The 18,863-nt window shown below is 59.1% G+C and carries 19 protein-coding genes; 11 read left to right on the top strand and 8 right to left on the bottom strand.

What is annotated here, in order from left to right; translation table 11 throughout:
- Window positions 1–141: 141 nt before the first annotated feature.
- Complete coding sequence (locus XX99_RS14785) at window positions 142–1,518, bottom strand: sigma-54-dependent transcriptional regulator (RefSeq protein ID WP_082125593.1); 1,377 nt, start codon at window positions 1,516–1,518, stop codon at window positions 142–144.
- Window positions 1,519–1,582: 64 nt separating this feature from the next.
- Complete coding sequence (locus tag XX99_RS14780; RefSeq protein WP_050060192.1) at window positions 1,583–2,251, bottom strand: response regulator transcription factor; 669 nt, start codon at window positions 2,249–2,251, stop codon at window positions 1,583–1,585.
- A 254-nt stretch (window positions 2,252–2,505) separates the two neighbouring features.
- On the opposite strand from XX99_RS14780, the gene lexA reads away from it, so the two are divergent.
- Entirely contained in the window at window positions 2,506–3,108 is a 603-nt protein-coding gene (gene lexA / locus XX99_RS14775) for a transcriptional repressor LexA (RefSeq protein ID WP_050060191.1), read from the top strand.
- A gap of 38 nt (window positions 3,109–3,146) precedes the next feature.
- Here lexA and XX99_RS14770 read toward each other — a convergent pair whose 3' ends face one another.
- Window positions 3,147–4,721, bottom strand: a complete 1,575-nt coding sequence (locus XX99_RS14770) for a DHA2 family efflux MFS transporter permease subunit (RefSeq protein WP_050060190.1) — start codon at window positions 4,719–4,721, stop codon at window positions 3,147–3,149.
- Between the two features lie 292 nt (window positions 4,722–5,013).
- Here XX99_RS14770 and dnaK point away from each other — a divergent pair, with 292 nt between their 5' ends.
- The 9 genes from dnaK (at window position 5,014) to XX99_RS14730 (ending at window position 13,664) form a co-directional block, all read left to right on the top strand.
- Window positions 5,014–6,933, top strand: coding sequence for a molecular chaperone DnaK (gene dnaK, locus XX99_RS14765; protein ID WP_050060189.1), 1,920 nt, complete (start codon window positions 5,014–5,016; stop codon window positions 6,931–6,933).
- 93 nt (window positions 6,934–7,026) lie between these two features.
- The gene (locus XX99_RS27735; RefSeq protein WP_184085283.1) at window positions 7,027–7,197 is read left to right on the top strand and encodes a PH domain-containing protein; all 171 of its coding nucleotides are present in this window, start codon (window positions 7,027–7,029) and stop codon (window positions 7,195–7,197) included.
- Between the two features lie 3 nt (window positions 7,198–7,200).
- A complete protein-coding gene (locus tag XX99_RS14760; protein ID WP_050060188.1) occupies window positions 7,201–7,995 on the top strand; it encodes an Fpg/Nei family DNA glycosylase in 795 nt (264 codons plus the stop codon).
- Window positions 7,996–8,010: 15 nt separating this feature from the next.
- On the top strand, window positions 8,011–9,234 hold the full coding sequence (locus XX99_RS14755) for a DnaJ C-terminal domain-containing protein (protein ID WP_050060187.1): 1,224 nt from the start codon (window positions 8,011–8,013) through the stop codon (window positions 9,232–9,234).
- Window positions 9,234–9,752, top strand: coding sequence for a GNAT family N-acetyltransferase (locus XX99_RS14750; RefSeq protein ID WP_050060186.1), 519 nt, complete (start codon window positions 9,234–9,236; stop codon window positions 9,750–9,752). Before XX99_RS14755 ends, XX99_RS14750 begins: the two co-directional genes overlap by 1 nt.
- A complete protein-coding gene (locus tag XX99_RS14745; protein ID WP_050060185.1) occupies window positions 9,745–10,203 on the top strand; it encodes a hypothetical protein in 459 nt (152 codons plus the stop codon). Before XX99_RS14750 ends, XX99_RS14745 begins: the two co-directional genes overlap by 8 nt.
- A 9-nt stretch (window positions 10,204–10,212) precedes the next feature.
- The gene (locus tag XX99_RS14740; protein WP_050060184.1) at window positions 10,213–10,614 is read left to right on the top strand and encodes a MerR family transcriptional regulator; all 402 of its coding nucleotides are present in this window, start codon (window positions 10,213–10,215) and stop codon (window positions 10,612–10,614) included.
- A gap of 116 nt (window positions 10,615–10,730) precedes the next feature.
- Window positions 10,731–11,924 (top strand): bacteriohopanetetrol glucosamine biosynthesis glycosyltransferase HpnI, encoded by a 1,194-nt coding sequence (gene hpnI / locus XX99_RS14735; RefSeq protein WP_082125592.1) that lies wholly within the window; start codon window positions 10,731–10,733, stop codon window positions 11,922–11,924.
- Window positions 11,925–12,095: 171 nt separating this feature from the next.
- A complete protein-coding gene (locus tag XX99_RS14730; RefSeq protein ID WP_050060182.1) occupies window positions 12,096–13,664 on the top strand; it encodes an NAD(P)/FAD-dependent oxidoreductase in 1,569 nt (522 codons plus the stop codon).
- A gap of 112 nt (window positions 13,665–13,776) precedes the next feature.
- On the opposite strand, the gene XX99_RS14725 is transcribed toward XX99_RS14730, so the two are convergent.
- From XX99_RS14725 to ffh, 5 genes are all read right to left on the bottom strand, one after another.
- Window positions 13,777–14,049, bottom strand: coding sequence for a hypothetical protein (locus tag XX99_RS14725; protein ID WP_156186004.1), 273 nt, complete (start codon window positions 14,047–14,049; stop codon window positions 13,777–13,779).
- Between the two features lie 21 nt (window positions 14,050–14,070).
- On the bottom strand, window positions 14,071–14,724 hold the full coding sequence (locus XX99_RS14720; protein WP_050060180.1) for a peroxiredoxin-like family protein: 654 nt from the start codon (window positions 14,722–14,724) through the stop codon (window positions 14,071–14,073).
- 66 nt (window positions 14,725–14,790) lie between these two features.
- On the bottom strand, window positions 14,791–15,204 hold the full coding sequence (locus XX99_RS14715; RefSeq protein ID WP_050060179.1) for a type II toxin-antitoxin system VapC family toxin: 414 nt from the start codon (window positions 15,202–15,204) through the stop codon (window positions 14,791–14,793).
- The gene (locus XX99_RS14710; protein WP_050060178.1) at window positions 15,201–15,452 is read right to left on the bottom strand and encodes a type II toxin-antitoxin system Phd/YefM family antitoxin; all 252 of its coding nucleotides are present in this window, start codon (window positions 15,450–15,452) and stop codon (window positions 15,201–15,203) included. The genes XX99_RS14715 and XX99_RS14710 overlap by 4 nt, the downstream gene beginning before the upstream one ends.
- A gap of 238 nt (window positions 15,453–15,690) precedes the next feature.
- Window positions 15,691–17,064: a signal recognition particle protein gene (gene ffh, locus XX99_RS14705; RefSeq protein ID WP_050060177.1), complete on the bottom strand. Its 1,374-nt coding sequence runs from the start codon at window positions 17,062–17,064 to the stop codon at window positions 15,691–15,693.
- Between the two features lie 113 nt (window positions 17,065–17,177).
- Between ffh and XX99_RS14700 the strand changes: the two genes are divergently transcribed.
- Window positions 17,178–18,755 carry an alpha-L-fucosidase gene (locus XX99_RS14700; protein WP_050060176.1) on the top strand — a complete coding sequence of 526 codons (1,578 nt, stop codon included), beginning with the start codon at window positions 17,178–17,180 and terminating at the stop codon, window positions 18,753–18,755.
- Window positions 18,756–18,863 lie beyond the last annotated feature (108 nt).

Genomic DNA, 18,863 nt, shown 5'->3' with positions numbered 1-18,863 from the left:
TCCCACCGCTTTTGTCGTTTGCACCTTCTGTGATTTCAGCCTTTGGTATTTGGTGCGGGGCCGCCGCCGCAGAGTGTTGCATGAGGCGATCCCATGTTGGCGGGAGCAGCATTAAAAGATCCTCATTCGCCGCTCTGCTCCTTATTCGGTGACGTACTCCTCTCCGAACTCGATCTCGGCCGCGCCGATCCGAGGCCGGTCTTCGGCCAAGATCCATGCACGTTCGAGAACATGCTCGAGCTCCCTCACATTGCCTGGCCAACTATGGCCGAGAAGACGCGACTGCGCCTCTTCGGATAAGGATTTGGCGGGACTCTGCTGGCTCATCCGTTCCAGAAAGTGCGCGGTGAGCCGGGGCAGGTCATCAATATGCGCAGATAGAGACGGAGTATGGAGAAGAAATACGGAGAGCCGGAAATAAAGGTCGGAGCGGAAGGCGCCCTCGTTGGCCAGCCGGGCCAAGGAGCGATGGGTGGCGGCAATCAGCCTCACATCCACCTTGACCAGCTCGTTGTCGCCCACCCGCTGCAACTCTCCGCTTTCGACAAAGCGCAGCAGCTTGGCCTGGCAGGCGAGCGGCATCTCTCCGATCTCGTCCAGAAAGAGCGTTCCTCCGTGAGCGGCCTCGATCCGTCCCACACGGCCCTGCACCGCGCCCGTGAAGGCTCCGCGAGAGTGGCCGAAGAGCTCCGCTTCGAGCAGGGCCTCGGGGATGGCGGCGCAATTCAGAGCGACGAAAGGACGGACGGATCGGGGACTGAGCCGGTGCAACGCGCGAGCCACCAGTTCCTTGCCGCTGCCGGTCGGCCCCTGCACCAGCACAGAGGTCCGATGGCCTGCGACCAGGCGGATGCGCCGGCTGACTTCGAGCATGACCGGATGAGTGCCGATGAACTCCGGGAGACGGCAGGCGGAAGAGGGCCCGGACCTCAGAGGGGCAGCGGCGAAATCTGCGCCACTAAAATTTTCACTCTCGATCTGGCGACGGGTAGCAATGATGACGGGCGGGGCCAGCATGCGCACTGGCGCCGAGGGCTGCGCTTCTATCTCCCGCATTGGCATGACCGGAGCGCAGTTCGCGGATTCTCCGCTGGGTGATTCACAGCTTACAGACCCGCTATTCATAGCCTCATCACCTCCAAGAACTTCATCGCCTTCCTGGCCGTGGCGCAGGGCGAAGAGGACCTCATTCCGGCGAGGGCTGCGCATGCTTCGCGAAGATGCCGCGAGATCACCTAGCGCGACCAGATCGATACCCGGGTGCAGTTTTTCGAACTCGGCAATGAATTCGCCAATTTCAAGGTCGGGCAGCCAGGAGTCGAGGATCACGGCTTCGGCCGGCGCTGCGTCCAGACAGGCCAGAGTTTCGGCTCCGCCATCTGCTTCGCGAACCTGCCAGCGCAGCCCGGTCAAAGCGTCGCGCACTCTTTGGCGAAACGAGAGATCGGCACTGGTCAGAATTGCGGTGCGCGGCGGTGCGAGCGGCCGTGGCAAAGATTGCGCCCAGGAAGCTGTCATCTGTTTGCCTTTCTGTAATCAAAATGCGACACCGTTTCAGGCAGCGGGTTTCGCGATCGCGCCTTTAATTACGAAAACCGATGGCGTAGCCTTCGCCGCGCACGGTCTGAATGAGGGGTACATCTCCTCCGTCGCCCAGTTTGCGGCGGAGATAGTTCACGTACACGTCGACAACATTGGTGCTGGCGATGCGCATGTCCCAGACGTGCTCAAGCAACGTGGAACGGGAGACAGGCTGGCCGCGGTTGAGGAGCAGATATTCGAGCAGCGCGAATTCCTTGTTGGTGAGCACTACCGGCTGGCCGTCGCGGCGTACGCTCCGCTCCACGCGGTTTACCTCGAGATCTTTCTGACGGAGGATCAGATTCGGATCGCGCCTGCGACGCAGCAGTGCGCGACAGCGGGCACGCAGCTCGGCGATCGAAAAGGGCTTCAACAGGTAGTCATCGGCGCCGAAATCCAGACACTTTATGCGAGTTTCCATATCGCTGCGCGCGGTGAGGATGAGGATGGGTGTGTCATAGGTGATAGTGCGCATGGCGCGCAGCACTTCGACCCCATCTTTCCGGGGCAGGTCGAGATCGAGGATGGTGAAGTCCGGAAGCTGATCCACGAAGCTCTCGAGGGCCGCTAGGCCGTCCGCGGCAAGGCGTACGGAGTGACCGTCGGAGTTCAGGGTTCGTACCAGCAATGTGGCTAATGACCGGTCATCGTCGGCGATCAGAAAACGCATGGCATATGTCCTTGCCCTCACCTTCTCCTGTGCGGCTTTCGGACACAAGAAGCAAAGAGGGCAAAGATGAGGCCTCATTCCGAAATGAACTGGGCCGCATTTCGCTATCCCAAAATGGCTCTGAGAAGAAATAATTTGGCGTTGCCTATTGCGGTCGATGGCTGTTGCTGGTTCGGTTACTCACAACAGTTCGAGAGCCGAAATTTCTTCCAGATTCCCTCGTCGGTTCGCTTTTTATTCGCTACAATGCAAATATGGCCGTGACTCGACGACAGAAAGAAGTGCTGGACTTCATCTCCAGCTTCGTCCAACGCAACGGGTACTCCCCGTCCTTTGAAGAAATTGCGCACGGGCTGGACCTGCGCTCCCTGGCCACTGTCCATAAGCACATCACAAATCTGCAGAACAAAGGCTTGCTGCAGCGGGCTCATAACCGCAGCCGGTCGATCGATGTGCTGCCGCCGCGGGCGAAGAGCCGCCCCGGCGAGCGCTTCCCGCTGCTGGGGCGCATCGCTGCCGGCCTACCCATCGAAGCGGTCGAGAACCAGGATTCGATCTCGCTCAGCGATGTCGTCGGAAACCGCGAGGTCTTTGCGCTGCAGGTGCGGGGCGAATCGATGCGCGACGAGCATATCGTCGACGGCGATTTCGTCTTCGTCGAACGCACGGCCACGGCGAACGAGGGCGAGATCATTGTCGCTCTGGTAGGTGGCATTGAAACCACCCTGAAGCGCTACTACGTGGAGGGTTCCACGATCCGTCTGCAGCCTTCCAACTCCGAGATGGACCCGATCTACGTTCCGGCGGCACAGGTTGCGATTCAAGGGCGCGTGGTTGGGGTTTTGCGGAAGTATTAGGTCCTGTTTTCAGAACGACTCCCGCGAAGAGAGTTCGCTTAATGAGCACCGGCTGGAGCCTTCTTGCCGGGTTTTACTTTCTTGAAGAGCCAGACCAGCGCTACGCAGGCGAAGCACAGCAGCGACATCCAGCGAAAGACGTCTACGAAGGCCCAGAGCAGCGCCTGCTGCCCGAGTTCTCCGTAAAGCTGGCTCGCGGCCGCTGCTGCAGTATTCGGGGCATTGGTGAGATGGCTGAAATAACTTCTCAGATTGGCCGTCTGCTGCTCGAACCAATATCCCGAGATCGGCACCGAGTTAGTGATTTCGTTCTGATGCACGTCGGCGCGGCGGGTGAGCAGGGTCTGTGCGACCGAGATACCCACCGAACCTCCGATATTTCGCACCAGATTGAAGATGCCGCTGGCGTTCCCGATCTGCTCGTTGGGAAGCGTGCCGTAGGCCTGGGTGGTAATGGGAACGAAGACGAAGCTCAGCGCAAATCCGGTCACGACGATCGGCAGCAGCAGCGTCGTGGGACCGATGCTGAGGTCGATGTTGCCGAAGAAGAGCGACGTGATGCCAAAGACGATGAAGCCGAAGGTAAGCAGATAGCGGGCGTCGACTTTGCCGCCCAACCAGCCGATGACGGGCATCCCTAAAATCGATCCGATGCCGCGGGGACCGACCACCAATCCTGCCGTAAATGCCGTATAGCCGAGCAATTCCTGATAGAAGAGCGGCAGGACAGTGATCATCGAGTAAATACAGACACCGAACATCATGATGAGCGCGCAGCCGACGGCGAAGTTCCAGTTCTTCAGGGTGCGCAGGTTGACCAGCGGTTCTTTCTTGCGCCAGGAATGGACGAGGAACCAGACAAACGAGGTCACGAGGAAGAAGGCCGCCCAGCGGATCCAGACCGCTCCGAACCAGTCGTCTTCCTGGCCCTTGTCGAGAATCACCTGCAGGCAGCCGGTCCAGACGGCGAGCAGGCCGAAGCCCAGGTTGTCGAACTTTCCAACCTTGGCGTTCGCGATATAAGGCGGATCTTTGACGAAGCGGCTGATCATGAAGACGGCCAGCGCTCCGACCGGGATATTGATGTAGAAGGCATAACGCCAGCTGTAGGTATCGGTGAGCCAGCCGCCCAGTGTGGGTCCGAGAACCGGGGCTACGACCACCCCGAAGGCGAAGACGGCCATGGCGATGCCCCGCTTTTGCGGCGGAAAGCTCTCCAGCAGGATGGCCTGGGAGAGCGGCTGCAGGGCTCCTCCGCCGGCGCCCTGAACGATGCGGGCGACCAGCATCAGGGCCAGCGAGGGCGCTGCTCCGCAGAAAAAAGACGAAACCGTAAAGATGATGACGCAGGTGACCAGGAAATTCTTGCGTCCGAACTTGAGAGCAAACCAGTTGCTGGCGGGCAGGATGACGGCGTTGGCGACCAGGTAGCTGGTCAGGACCCAGGTGGCTTCATCGTTCGACGCGGAGAGCGAGCCGGCGATGTAGGGTAGCGCCACCGACGCAATTGCGGTGTCCAGTACCTCCATAAAGGTCGCGAGCATTACGGAAATGGCGATCAGCCAGGGATTGATCCCGGCGTTTTGCGCCTGCTGGTTGCTCTCGTCTGCCATGGTTCCGCTTCAGGTTAGAAAAAGCTGGAGAGAAAGACGGCGCAAAGCCGCCTGCCGGGATTCCGTTCAATTGCTGTGAAATCAGTTGGATACAGGAGTGCTGAATATGGATGCCGCCGGGTTTTCGAAGCCCCGGAGTGCCTGTCTTGGCCAAGCTAAGCCGCAGATTACAGGACGCTTACAACTTTGCATCCCTTGCTATGCTCCTCGCATCAGATACATTGACAACAACTCACTCAAGTGCGAAGCTGATGCTTGTAGCGGAGTAGTCAGATTTCAGGAGCACCTACAAATGGCAAAGATTATCGGTATTGACTTGGGCACGACCAATTCGGTCGTCGCTGTAATGGAAGGCGGCGAGCCGAAGGTCATCGCCAATGAAGAGGGCGGCCGCACCACCCCCTCCGTGGTTGGATTCACGAAGAGCGGCGAGCGTTTGGTGGGGCAGGTGGCGAAGCGCCAGGCCATTACCAATCCGCAGAACACGATCTATTCCATCAAGCGTTTCATGGGACGCCGCGTGGATGAAGTGAACGACGAGATGAAGATGGTCCCCTACAAGGTGAAGCAGCAGGGCGACCACATCGTTGTCGAGGCGCAGGGCAAGGACTACACCCCGCCCGAGGTTTCGGCCATGATTCTGCAGAAGCTGCGCAAGGCGGCGGAAGACTATCTCGGCACCACGGTGACCGAAGCCGTCATCACCGTTCCGGCTTACTTTAACGACGCGCAGCGCCAGGCGACCAAGGATGCCGGCCGCATTGCCGGTCTTGACGTGAAGCGCATTGTGAACGAACCGACCGCGGCAGCACTGGCCTACGGACTGGACAAGAAGAAGGAAGAGACCATCGCCGTGTATGACTTCGGCGGCGGCACTTTCGATATCTCCATTCTTGAAGTCGGTGAAGGCGTCATCGAAGTGAAGTCGACCAACGGCGATACGCACCTGGGCGGCGACAACATCGACCAGCGCATCGTGGATTGGCTCATCGACGAGTTCAAGAAGGACGAAGGTCTGGACCTGGGCTCGAAGGGCAACGAGATGGCGCTGCAGCGTCTTAAGGACGCAGCGGAGCGCGCCAAGATCGAGCTTTCGACGGCGATGGAGACAGAAATCAATCTGCCCTTCGTCACCGCGGATGCAAGCGGACCTAAGCACCTGGTTAAGAAGCTGACCCGCGCCAAGCTCGAACAGCTGGTCGAAGACATCCTGCAGCGTTCGATTGAGCCGTCGAAGAGGGCTCTTTCCGATGCCGGTGTCGACGCCAGCAAGATCGACGAAGTGGTTCTGGTGGGCGGACAGACGCGCATGCCGCGCATTCAGCAGATCGTCAAGGAGCTCTTCGGCAAGGAGCCCCACAAGGGCGTGAATCCTGACGAAGTAGTGGCGATCGGCGCTGCGGTGCAGGCGGGCGTACTGGCAGGCGAGGTTAAAGACTTACTCCTGCTCGACGTGACGCCGCTGACTCTGGCCATCGAGACACTGGGCGGAGTGGCGACACCGATGATTCCGCGCAACACCACGATTCCGACCAAGAAGACTGAGACCTTCTCGACGGCGGCCGATAGCCAGACTGAAGTTGAAGTTCACGTTTTGCAGGGCGAGCGCCCGATGGCGGGTCAAAATCGCACGCTGGCCAAGTTCAAGCTGAGCGGAATTCCTACTGCTCCGCGCGGCGTTCCGCAGATCGAGGTCACCTTCGACATCGATGCCAACGGCATCCTCAACGTAACGGCGAAGGACAACGCCACGGGCAAGGATCAGAAGGTAACTATCACGTCATCTTCGGGTCTAAGCAAGGAAGAGGTCGATCGCATGGCCAAGGAAGCGGATGCTCACTCGGCCGAGGATAAGACGAAGCGCGAGGAGATCGAGGCCCGCAACGGGCTCGACAGCCTGGTCTACAACATCGAGAAGATGCTCAAGGACAACGGAGATAAAGTCTCCGGCTCCGAAAAGCTGGATGTTGAGACGGCACTTGCCGATGCTAAGAAGACGCTGGAAGGACAACCCAGCGTGACCGACCTGAACGGAGCGCGGGAGAAGCTGACCGCCGCTTCGCACAAGCTGGCTGAGGCCATGTACAAGGCCAACGCCGCTCCAGGCGCTCCGGAAAACGGCGCGGCTGCGGCTTCGGGAACCACCGAAGAGGCGAAGAAGGACGAAGGCGTGATCGACGCCGAGTATGTCGACGTCGACGAGAAGAAGTAACGCAGCAGCAAACGCGGAAACGTGGCGTAGCACCGAGGGGCAACTCGTAACGAGTGCCCCTCGCGCTTTAAGGATGGGATGGGGGGGAGCAAAATGACCAACACAGTCTGGAAATTCGAGCAGCTGAGGGCCGGGCAGGTGTATAGCAGCATGACCTTCGATACGCAGGAAGAAGCGGAGCACTTCGCCGCGCAGATGCGCAAGGCCGAGCCCGATCTTTTCTGGCGGATCGAGCCGATCGAGGCTCGGATGGTTTGGAACTAAGCGGTGCCGGAAGGAAATGAGATCCATCGTTTTGCAGAACGGCACGCGGCGGCTCTGGCCGGCAAGCGCCTCCGCGTGGATTCTCCGAATGGAGCGTTTCCCGATGCGGAGATTCTGGATGGGCGCACGCTGAAGTCGGTTGAGGCTGTGGGCAAGCATCTCGGGTATGTGTTTGGGCGCGATCTGATCGTGCATGTCCATCTCGGGATGTATGGGGATTTCTGGGAAGGCCAGATGCCACTGCCGCCGGAAAAGGGCGCATTGCGGCTAAGGATGTGGAGCAAGACGGATTGGGTTGAGCTGCGCGGAGCAACGGATTGCTCCATCTTCGACGAAGAGAAATGGCAAGCGCTGCTGGCGCGGCTGGGACCCGATCCGCTACAAGAAGAGAGCGACCCGGCGCCTGGGTTCGCGGTAATCGAAAAGCGCGCCACACCGATTGGGCTGCTGCTGATGGATCAGACGATCTTCTCCGGCATCGGAAACATCTTTCGTGCGGAGCTGCTTTACCGGGCGCGGATCAACCCGATGCGTCCAGGCAAAGAGGTTGGGCGAGATGCGCTCAAGAAGATCTGGCGGGAAGCAAAGACGCTCATGCGCGCGGCGATGGACGATCGCCGAATTGTAACCACCAGGGCGACAGATAGGCCACACCCGCGGGGCGCGGTGCAGGACCAGGAAGTGCACTATGTTTATCGGCGCCACGGGAAGCCGTGCTTCGTGTGTGGTGCGACAATCAAGAAACAGGAGATGGGCGGACGCACCGTTTACTGGTGCCCCGAATGCCAGAAAGTTTGAGAAGCTGACGACGCTATGCCACCAACCCAGCAAAAAGATTACTACGCCCTTCTTGGCGTGAAAAAAACTGCGACGCCGGATGAGATCCGCAAAGCCTTTCGCAAACTGGCGCGGAAGTATCATCCCGATGTCAATCCCGGCGATAAGAAGGCCGAGGAACGCTTCAAGGAGATTTCGGAAGCCAACGATATCCTGAGCGACGAAAAGAAGCGGAAGGTTTTCGACCAGTTCGGCTTCTACTCCGATCAGATCGACGCCGCGACGGCCGAAGCTGCGGCACGCGGCGGGTATGGACCGGGAGGCGCGGGGCGCACGACCACGCAGGAGGTTCCGTTCGATTTCGGAGGCTTCGACTTCTCTGACTTTGCCTCGTCGGCCGGATCGGGATCGCCGCAAGGCCAGCCGGCGGGCGGTTCAGGCTGGGGCGGCTTCCGCGACATCTTCTCGGGGATCTTCAACCAGGGCGGAGGAGGAGGTCGGACGCAGGAAGGACCTCAACCCGGCACCGACCTCGAATACCAGGTTCAGGTGGACTTCTGGACCGCAATCCAGGGCGGCCCGATGAAGCTGCAGATTCAGCGCCAGGAGGTCTGCCCAACTTGTAAGGGCAAGGCATCGACGGGCGGCGCGCAGCCTTGTCCCGAATGCCATGGCAGCGGCCAGGTGACCCAGATGGGCGGCCGGATGAAGTTCAATATTCAGTGCCCGCGCTGCGGAGGATCGGGGAAGGTTCAGAATGCCTGCCCCACCTGCCACGGCGATGGCACAATGACGCGCACCGAAACCATCGAGTTCCGTATCAAGCCGGGTACGCGCGACGGCCAGCGGATTCGTCTGGGCGGCAAGGGGAATGCGGGTGTGAACGGCGGAACGCCGGGCGATCTTTTTCTCAACATCCGCGTAGGCAGCCATCCGGTCTTTACCCGGCAGGGCGACGACATCTACGTCACGGTGCCGGCGACCGTTGCCGAAGCCGCGCTGGGAGCGAAGATCGAGGTTCCCACCATCGACGGACGGGCGCAGCTGAAGGTTCCTCCGGGCACGCAGAGCGGACAGAAGCTGCGCATGCGGGAGCGCGGCGTGACTTCGGTGTCGGCTCCCGGCAAGCGCGGAGACGAGATTGTGACCATCGAAATCGTGGTTCCTAAGGTTCAGGACGAACGCTCGAAGGAGATTCTGCGCGAGCTTGCCAAGCTGAATCCGGAAGATCCGCGCGAGGCAATCTGGGCCAAGGTCTAATGCGCGCGCCGATTGAGACAGACCGGCTGCTGTTGCGACCTCTGACGAGTGCGGACGAGCCGGCACTGGCCGCTATCCTCGGGGATGCGGAGACTATGCTCTGGTATCCCCATCCGCTCACACGCGACGAAGTCGGTGAGTGGATCGAACGTCAACTGGGCCGGTATGAGAACGGCAGCGGGCTGCTGGGATTGGTCGAGAAGCGGACCGGGGAGTTAATCGGAGATTGCGGAGCCGTATGGCAGGACGTAGAAGGTGTTGCCGAGCTTGAGATTGGCTATCACGTGAAGCGCCAGCTCTGGAATCGGGGCTTCGCTACGGAAGCGGCGAAGGCCACGATCGACGATGCATTCCGGCGAATCGGAGCCGGCACTGTGATTTCGATGATCAGGCCGGGGAATGGAGCATCGCGACGCGTAGCTGAGAAGAATGGCTTGACGCTGGATCGAGTGGTCTTCTGGCACGATTACCAGCATTGTGTTTACCGGCTATCGAAGAAGCGGAACGAAGATGAGTAGCGAAGAACAAATCCGGGACGATGCCAATGAGCTGCTGAACTCCTGCGTCTCCTATGCCAAGCGGATGCTGCGAAAATACGGGGAGTTCGGGCCGTTTGGCTATCGCATGAACGACGAAGGCGACGTGGTGATGGAGCGGATTGCGCAGCAGGAGATGCCAGCGGACGGAGCGCTGCTGCTGGATCTGCTACGCCAGCAGTTGACGGAGAAGGCGCATCGCGGCATTCTCAGCGCCATTGCTATGGCCTCGAATGTCACTACGACCAAGGCTTCCGACGAGGGATATGCCGATGCGATCATGATCGAGATCGAGCATCGGAGCGGCTACTCGGTGAAGGCGTTTGTGCCGTACAAAGTTACAGGAGGACAACTGCGCGGATTCTTCCCCCGGGTGGTTCGATTTGGCGCGATCCGCACGCAGCTCGCGGAAGCGCAGCTTTTTGCGCACTGAGAAAATTCCATGCCAACGAAACGTAAATCCAAAGGCGCGTACATGATCTCGGCGGTGGCCGAGATGTATGAGATTCATCCCCAGACGCTTCGTCTCTACGAGCGCGAGGGACTGCTCAAGCCGTCGCGCACCGACGGCAATACCCGCTTGTACACGGATGAGGATCTGGAGCGGCTGGAGTTCATCCTCAACCTGGCTCGCGATCTGGGCGTCAACATTGCCGGCATCGCGATTATCCTGCAGATGCGCGAGCGCATGGAGGAGATGAATCGCCAGATGCAGGGATTCGTCGACTACGTCCGCACGGAGATGCTGACCCGGATGCAGGGCGTTCCGCAACAGGGAGCCGCAGCCATGGTTCCATTACGGCGATCGGTGATGGTGGTGCCGCACGCCAAGGGCAAGCGGTAGCCGGTGGCGTTACACCCGGCCAAAAGGATGGCTGCGCAACTTTGGCCAAGCTGCGCTAGTCTATTAACAAGCCCCCGCCCCTATTGCACAGTTCAAGGTGGAAGGCACACGCTTGCATGATTAAAGTCCTGCTCGGCCTCGGCGTTTTGGGCCTGCTCACGTCAACGGCATTCACTGTTTTGGTTCTGGCTGGAATCCGGCGCTTCGCGCGCCGCCGTCGCACCGTCCATCCAACCTTCCGCGAGCCTGTCTCTCTTTTCAAGCCGCTGCATGGCAATGAGCCTGACCTCGAGGCGCATCTCGAGACGTTTTTTCAGCAGGATTATCCCAGCTACGAAATCCTCTTCGGCGCGCGCGTTGCTTCCGACGAAGGATTAGAGGCAGCACGACGAGTGGCGGCGCGATATCCGCATATCCCGGTGAAGTTTGTGCTGACCGGCGAGCCGTGGCACATCAACGCCAAGGTTTCGACGCTGGAGTTGATGGAGAAGGCCGCGGCGCATGACATCTTCATCGTCAGCGACAGCGATGTGCGCGTGACCCCGAACTACATTCGCGAAGTTGCAGCGCCTTTTGCGCGGCCGGAAGTGGGCGCGGTTACCTGCCTATATCGCGGCATCGCCGGCGGCGGCCTTTGGTCGAAGCTGGAAGCGGTGGGCATGTCGGTCGAGATGACGGCCGGGGTGCTAGTGGCGGACCTGATGGAAGGCATGCAGTTCACGCTGGGTCCCACGATGGCGGTGCGGCGGGCCTGTATGAAAGAGATGGGCGGCTTCGGTGAACTTGGAGCCTACTGCGCCGACGATTTCATTCTCGGCAATCGAGTCCATGAGTCCGGACACACTGTCGTTCTGTCGACGCACGTGATCGATCATCTGGTGCTCAATGTGAGCTTCATGGATTCGCAGAAGCACCAGGTTCGCTGGATGAGGTCGACTCGCTTCTCGCGACCCAAAGGGCATTTCGGAACCTGCCTCACTTTCAGCGTCCCCTTCGGCATACTTGGTTTCCTGGCAGCGTTGCTGCTACATCATCCTCTGCTGGGCTTAGCGCTTTTGGGCTACAGCGTGACTACGCGCGCGCTGATGGCAGCCTCTCTTGGCGCCTTCGTGGTGCAAGAGCGGAATCTGTTGCGCACCTCGCTTCTCTTCCCTTTGCGCGACCTATTCGGCTTCTTTTATTGGGCGGCGAGTTACGCCAGCAATCGTATCGTGTGGCGCAATCAAATCTACAGGCTCAGCGCGGGTGGATTTATGCTCGCAACCAATCCTGAAGTCGAAGCGAAGAGAGCGCCGGCTTTCACCGCATAGGCTGCGCACCTCGACCGCCGATCACGACGGAAGACGCTTCGCTTCCCTAACCCGTTCACGCTCGAACAACGAAATGTACTTTTCTGGAAGGCGCGAAAACACGCTGATGCATCTGCCCGATCTGAATTTCTGCCAGTCTCTCTCTTTGGCCCAATCTGTTGGTGTGATTCGATGAGTTCAGGCAAGACAGCGTTGATTATCGGTGCGGGACCGGCTGGCTTGACGGCGGCATTGGAGTTCCTGCGCCGCAGCGAGATACGTCCCATTGTCCTCGAAGCAACGCAGCTCATTGGCGGCATCTCCTGCACCATCGAGTACAAGGGCAACCGCATGGACATCGGCGGCCATCGCTTCTTTTCCAAGGTCGACCGCGTGATGGACTGGTGGACCGAGCTGATGCCCATTGCTTCGACCGAGGATGGCGCGGGATCGGAGGCCATCTCCTATCGGAATCGACAGCGCGTTGTGGAGACGCCCGCGACTGACGCGGATTGTGACTTGGTGATGCTGGTCCGTCCGCGTAAGAGCCGCATTTACTTCCTGCGCAGCTTCTTCGACTATCCCCTGGCATTGAACGCGAAGACGCTGGGCAAACTAGGCGCAATACGGATGGTGAAGATCGGCGCGAGTTACATCCTTGCCCGGCTGTTTCCGCGGAAGCAGGAAAATACGCTGGAAGATTTTCTGATCAACCGCTTCGGCAAGGAGCTTTACTTGACCTTCTTCAAGTCTTATACCGAGAAGGTCTGGGGAGTTCCGTGCGATCAGATCAGCGCTGCGTGGGGAGCGCAGCGAATCAAGGGGCTTTCGCTGCGCACGGCGATCGTTCACTTTTTCAAGAGCACATTCAGCAGGCGATCTTCGCAGGACATCGCGCAGAAGAAGACCGAGACTTCGCTGATCGAGAAATTTCTCTATCCGAAGTACGGTCCGGGACAGCTTTGGGAACATGTCGCAGCGCTGGTTACACAAAAGGGCGGCGAAGTGCGGCTTGGCTCCAGAGTGGATCGGCTGAACGTCGTCGGCAATCGGGTGACATCTGTTGAAGCAGTTTACGCGGACGGTTCACGCGAGACCATCGAAGCTGATTATGTCTTCTCAACGATGCCGGTTCGCACCTTGATCCGCAGTCTCGACATTCCTGCTCCAGAGAGCATTCGCGAGGTTGCCGATGGGCTCATCTACCGGGACTTCATCACTGTTGGATTGCTAGTAGACAAGCTGACAGTGACCGAGCCGGATGGATCGACGCTGAAGGACACCTGGATTTACGTTCAGGAGCCGGACGTGCTGGTGGGGCGGCTGCAAATCTTCAATAACTGGAGCCCGTACATGGTCGCCGATCCTTCGAAGGTGTGGATCGGACTCGAATATTTTTGTTACGAGAGCGACGAGCTGTGGAAGATGAACGACGATGCGATTGCCGAGTTCGCTATCGGCGAGGTCGAGAAGATCGGGATTCTGAAGGCGGAAGATGTTCTCGATGCGCATGTGGTGCGTGTTCCGAAGACCTATCCCGCATATTTCGGCACGTACGACAGGTTCGACGAGTTGGTTGCGTATTTCAACCGCTTTGAGAATCTCTTCCTGGTGGGCCGCAACGGCATGCACAAGTACAACAACCAGGATCACTCCATGCTCACTGCGATGACCGCCGTCGACAATATTCTGGCAGGAAATCTGGAAAAAGAGGCGCTCTGGAAGATCAACACCGAGCAGGAGTACCACGAAGAGAAGTAGGCGAGTCGCCCGGCTCAAGGGAAACTGCAGGTTCCTCCACTTCGCTTCGCTACGGTCGGGATGACAAATTTATTTTGGGTGTGAGGGGCGAGAAAGCCGGACAGCCTCTAGGCTACTCCCACTTTGCAGGATGACGTCTCAGCCACCAGCATGGCGTGGTTCCGTGAGGGAAATAGGAGCGGGCACAGGTTACAGGCTGAGATCCCATGTAGTCGTACTCGGCTTTGTTCCCTTTCAGCGGCGTGGAAAGATATTCGTCTACCTGCACCGTGCTATAGCCCTGGCCGCGCGCAATTCTCACGCGCAGAAGCGCCCAATCGCAGAGATAGACAACGATGGTGAGCACCACTACGACACGAATTACCAGCCACAAAATACGCTTCACGGTTTCTCCGGGGCGGATCTTTCAGCGCGAACGATAAGGCAGATAGGGCAGCACGTCTTCGGGCTCCGGCCGCACGCGAAAGTCGGCGTGGGCTTCGGCGAACAAGACCGTTCCATCGCGATCGATGACGTAGGTAGCAGGAATGAGCAGCTTCCAGCTCTGATCCCCATTCACAAAAGGGATATTCACGAGCACACTGCGGTAATGCTGCTGATGGTAGGGCGGAACCTGGTAGGCCAAGCCGAATTGCGCGGCCACGCTGCAGCCGGCGTCATGAAGCAGTGCGAACGGGATCTCGTGCTGATCCTGCATGAAGTCACTCTGCCGCATGGTCTGCGGAGAGATGGCGACCAGCAGGCCGCCGCGTTCTCGAACGATGGAATAGAGATCGCGCCACGCCTCAAGCTCAGTCACACAGTAGGGGCACCAGCGTCCGCGGAAGAAATCAATGACCAGCGGTCCAAGCGCCAGCAGGTCGGAGGACTTAACGACGCGCCCGGTTGCGTCTGGCAGCGAGAACTCGGGCATCTTCGAACCAACCGCCAGGATTTGTTGTTCGATGCCGGTGGCGAACAGCTCTTCGACCGCACGTTCACTCACAGCCAGCCGCTCAGGTTGGACGAGCGTGCGCGTATTCGAGGTGATCTCGTCGAGTTGGTCTTGAAGGTGTGGCATGGAATTGTCTGCTTTTCCTATATTAAAGCGTCGGAGATTCGATGAGCGATTCGCATGGCAGCGAGATCACATTCCGAGCAGAACAATTTTTTCTTTTTTTGCTGCCGCTCGCATTTCGCGGTCGAGTGTCGCCAACGGCAGTCCACGCCTCTGCGCCAGTTCCAAATAGGCCGCGTCATACGCTGTCAATTGGTGGCGCGCAGCCAGCCGCGCGGTTGCACCCCATGCATGCCGTTCGGTCTCGAGATCGATATTGATCGGCAGAAGCGCAAGGTCGGCCAGCGTAGCATCGCGGAAAGCTGCGGAATGGCGGCGACGACGGATGCCCATCTCGAGGATATTAGCGACTTCCAGACGCCAGAGGGAGGGCACCAACGCACCTCCGCGTATCACGAGCGACTCGACCTCACGGACCTCCTTGGTCGTTTCTTCGATGTAAATCCAGGCGAGCGTGATCGAGCTATCGAGAACCAGGCTCAAGGGCGACCCGCGTCACGATCGGCTTTGAGCGCTTCCCACTCGAACGGCGCACCTTTAAGCTTTATCGCTCGCTTGCGGATGCGCTCGGCTGCCGCAAGCGCCTGCGACCGGTCGATTGCCCCGTCTGTTGAAACCAAGCGGGCCACGGCTCTGCCATGCCGCGTTATGATGATCTCCTCGCCCTGCTCGACACGATCAAGAAGAGAGCCTAGTGTGTTTTTTGCTTCAAAAGCGCCGATTTCAGTCATGGCAGGTTACTCCATCTAAGCTGGCTTAAGCTAGATTACCGCAATTCACTTAAAAAACAGAGGGCGCTTCGTCTGAAGCGCCCTCCGCTCATTGGTTCTTTTTCCGTAAAGCGTTCCACTCTCTTAAGCGCTTTTCCTTTCGCACTCCTGCGCCGGTGCTCAAAACTCCAGCTCCCTCCAATCCGCTTCGCTACGGTCGGGATGACAAACTTTTGCAAGGAATCGCCGACTTGGGACGCTAGCGCCCCTTCATGCCGCCGAGCATGCCCATGGCGCGGCGTTGCAGCAGTCCGCCCTTGCCTACGCCTTTGAACATCTTGCGCATCTGCGCGTACTGCCGCAGGAGCTGATTTACTTCCTGGACGCTGGTTCCTGATCCGGTGGCAATGCGCTTGCGGCGGCTGCCGGAGATGATTTCGTGGTTGTTGCGTTCTTTCTGGGTCATGGAGTTGATGATGGCTTCGACGCGAGTGAACTGTTTTTCGTCCACCTGATCGGCCATTTGCTGCATGCCGGCAAAGGGGCCGACGGAAGGCAGCATCTTCATGATGCTTTGCAGGGAGCCTAACTTGCGGATCTGGCGGAGCTGATCGCGGAAATCTTCCAGCGAAAATCCGTCGCCGCTGAGCGCCTTCTTGGCGAACTCCTCGGACTTCTTGCGATCCAGCGTCTCCTCGGCCTTTTCGATGAGCGTCATGATGTCGCCCATGCCCAGGATGCGGCTGACGATGCGGTCCGGATGGAAAGGCTCGAAGGCATCGGGCCTTTCACCTGTGCCGATGAACTTCACTGGCTGGCCGGTCACGTGCCGAATCGACAATGCAGCGCCGCCCCGTGCGTCGCCATCCATCTTGGTGAGGACGACGCCGGTGAGCGCGAGCCGTTTGTGGAACTCCTCAGCCGAGCGCACCGCGTCCTGGCCGGTCATGGCGTCGGCCACGAAGAGGATCTCCTGCGGTGCGAGCAGCGACTTGAGCTTCGCCATCTCGTCCATCAGGTCGGAATCGATATGCAGGCGGCCGGCGGTGTCGACGATAAGCGTGTCGCAGCCGCTGATGACGGCTTCGCGGCGAGCTTCCTTGGCCAAGCGCTCTACCAAAGGCGTGCCTGCGGCTTCGCCCTTGGTGTCGCCCTCGTAGATTTTGGCCTTGATGGACGCGGCCACGACCTTCAACTGTTCGCGCGCCGCAGGGCGATAGACGTCCACAGAAACCAGCATGGGACGATGGCCGCCCTTTTGCAGCCATGCGGCGAGCTTTCCGGAGGTGGTCGTTTTACCCGAGCCCTGCAAGCCGGCCATCAGGATCACCGTTGGCGGTTTGGACGCGAACTGGAAGCGCGCGGTGTCTTTGCCCAGCAGCGCGACCAACTCATCGCGAATGATTTTGACGACCTGCTCGGTGGGCGAGAGCGCCGTCATCACTTGCTGGCCGACGGCCTTCTCGCGGATGTGCTCAATAAGATCCTTGGCGACGTTTAGATTAACGTCGGCCTCGAGCAGTGCGATGCGTATTTCGCGCAGCGCTTCCTGAATGTTCTCCTCGGTGATGGAGCCCTGGCCGCGAAGATTTTTGAAGGCGCGCTGCAGTTTTTCGGAAAGATTTTCAAACATGGCTTGTTATAGAGTTTATCAGCCTGCAATCGTGGGTGACGGCTCGCTCCAGGGCCTGAGCCTCACGGTGTAAGCTGGCTTTCAAGACGGATACACGGTTTGAAGGAGACTGAATGCGCATTCGTAATATGGTCCTGGCATCCTGCATTGGTACCGCTTTCATTGCCGCACTTCCCTGCCTCGCCCAACAGCCCGACGCGGACGATCTGGTCTGGCAAAAATCGGTGGCCAAATATGACCACGCCCGCGAAGAAATTCTGAAGTCGGTCGATAAGCAGGCGGGGGAAGGCCCGTTCCAGCCCAATTGGGATTCGCTCAAAGGTTACAAGATCCCGGAGTGGTACCAGGATGCGAAATTCGGCATCTTCATTCATTGGGGCCTCTATTCAGTGCCGGCCTTCGGCAATGAGTGGTATCCGCGCAATATGTACCGCCAGGATTCGCCCGAGTTCAAGTATGAGGTGGAAACCTACGGGCCGCAGACGAAGTTTGGCTATAAAGATTTCATCCCCATGTTCCATGCCGAGCACTTCGACCCGGCAGCCTGGGCCGCTCTCTTCAAGGAGTCGGGCGCAAAGTATGTGATTCCGGTGTCCGAGCACCATGATGGATTTCCGATGTTCCCTTCGAATCTTACCGACTGGTCCGCGGGCAAGATGGGGCCGAAGCGAGACCTTATCGGAGACTTGGCGAAGGCGATTCGCGCGGAGGGGCTGCACTTCGGCGCGTCGAACCATCGCGCCGAGCACTACTGGTTCATGAATGGCGGACGGGCGTTCCCCTCCGATGTGCAGGATCCGAAATACGCCTCGCTTTATGGGCCGGCTCACGTCGGCATCGATCCGGAAAAGAACGGCACTGGTCATCCCGATGCAGCTTATTTGAATGACTGGCTGGCACGCGCTGGCGAGATGGTGGAGCGCTACCATCCTGAGCTGGTGTATTTCGACTGGTGGGTGGAGCAGAAGGAATTTCAGCCTTACCTGCAGCGCTTTGCGGCCTTCTACTACAACGAGGCGTCCAAGCAGGGACAGCAGCCGGTGCTCTTCCGCAAGAACGATGCCTTTCCCGACGGCACGACCGTGCTGGATATCGAGCGCGGCGGGCTGGATGAGATTCGCACCCAGCACTGGCAGACGGACACTTCCATCAGCCAGGCCTCGTGGGGATTCGTCAAGGGCGATACCTACAAGTCACCGCAGTCGATCGTGTGGCATCTCGTGGACGTGGTCAGCAAGAACGGAAACCTGCTGCTCAACATCGGTCCGAAGTCGGACGGGACGATTCCCGACGAAGCGCAGACTATCCTTCGCCAGATCGGTGCATGGCTGAAGATTAACGGCGACGCGATCTACGGCACGCGGCCATGGACTATCTATGGGGAGGGTCCGACGAAGATTGTTGGTGGCTCCTTCCACGATGATGCGGCGGGAACCTTCACCGCCCAGGACATCCGCTTCACGACAAAAGACGGCGCGCTCTATGCGATTGCACTGGGCTGGCCGCTGGATGGGCAGCTGATCGTTCACTCTCTGACCCCTGCGAGCAATTTTCAGGTAGGAGGGGTTACTCTGCTGGGCTCTGACGGAAAGGTGTCATGGAAGCAAGAGGCTGACGGCCTGCACTTGCAGCTGCCTGCGAAACCAGCAGGCGAGTATGCCTATAGCTTCCGCATCGCCGCGGCGCGATAATGCGCGGGAGCGGCGGAGATGTGGCTCGGGTATTTCTCCACTGCGGCTTATAGCGAGCCGCAGTAGCCACTTCCCTCTCTGCTCGAGTATCTCTCCAGTCGGACTTGT

Origin of the sequence: Silvibacterium bohemicum (assembly GCF_001006305.1) — a bacterium.
Classification (GTDB): domain Bacteria; phylum Acidobacteriota; class Terriglobia; order Terriglobales; family Acidobacteriaceae; genus Silvibacterium; species Silvibacterium bohemicum.
The sequence above is the reverse complement of the archived record's forward strand: the minus strand, read 5'-3'. Positions and strand labels throughout refer to the sequence as shown.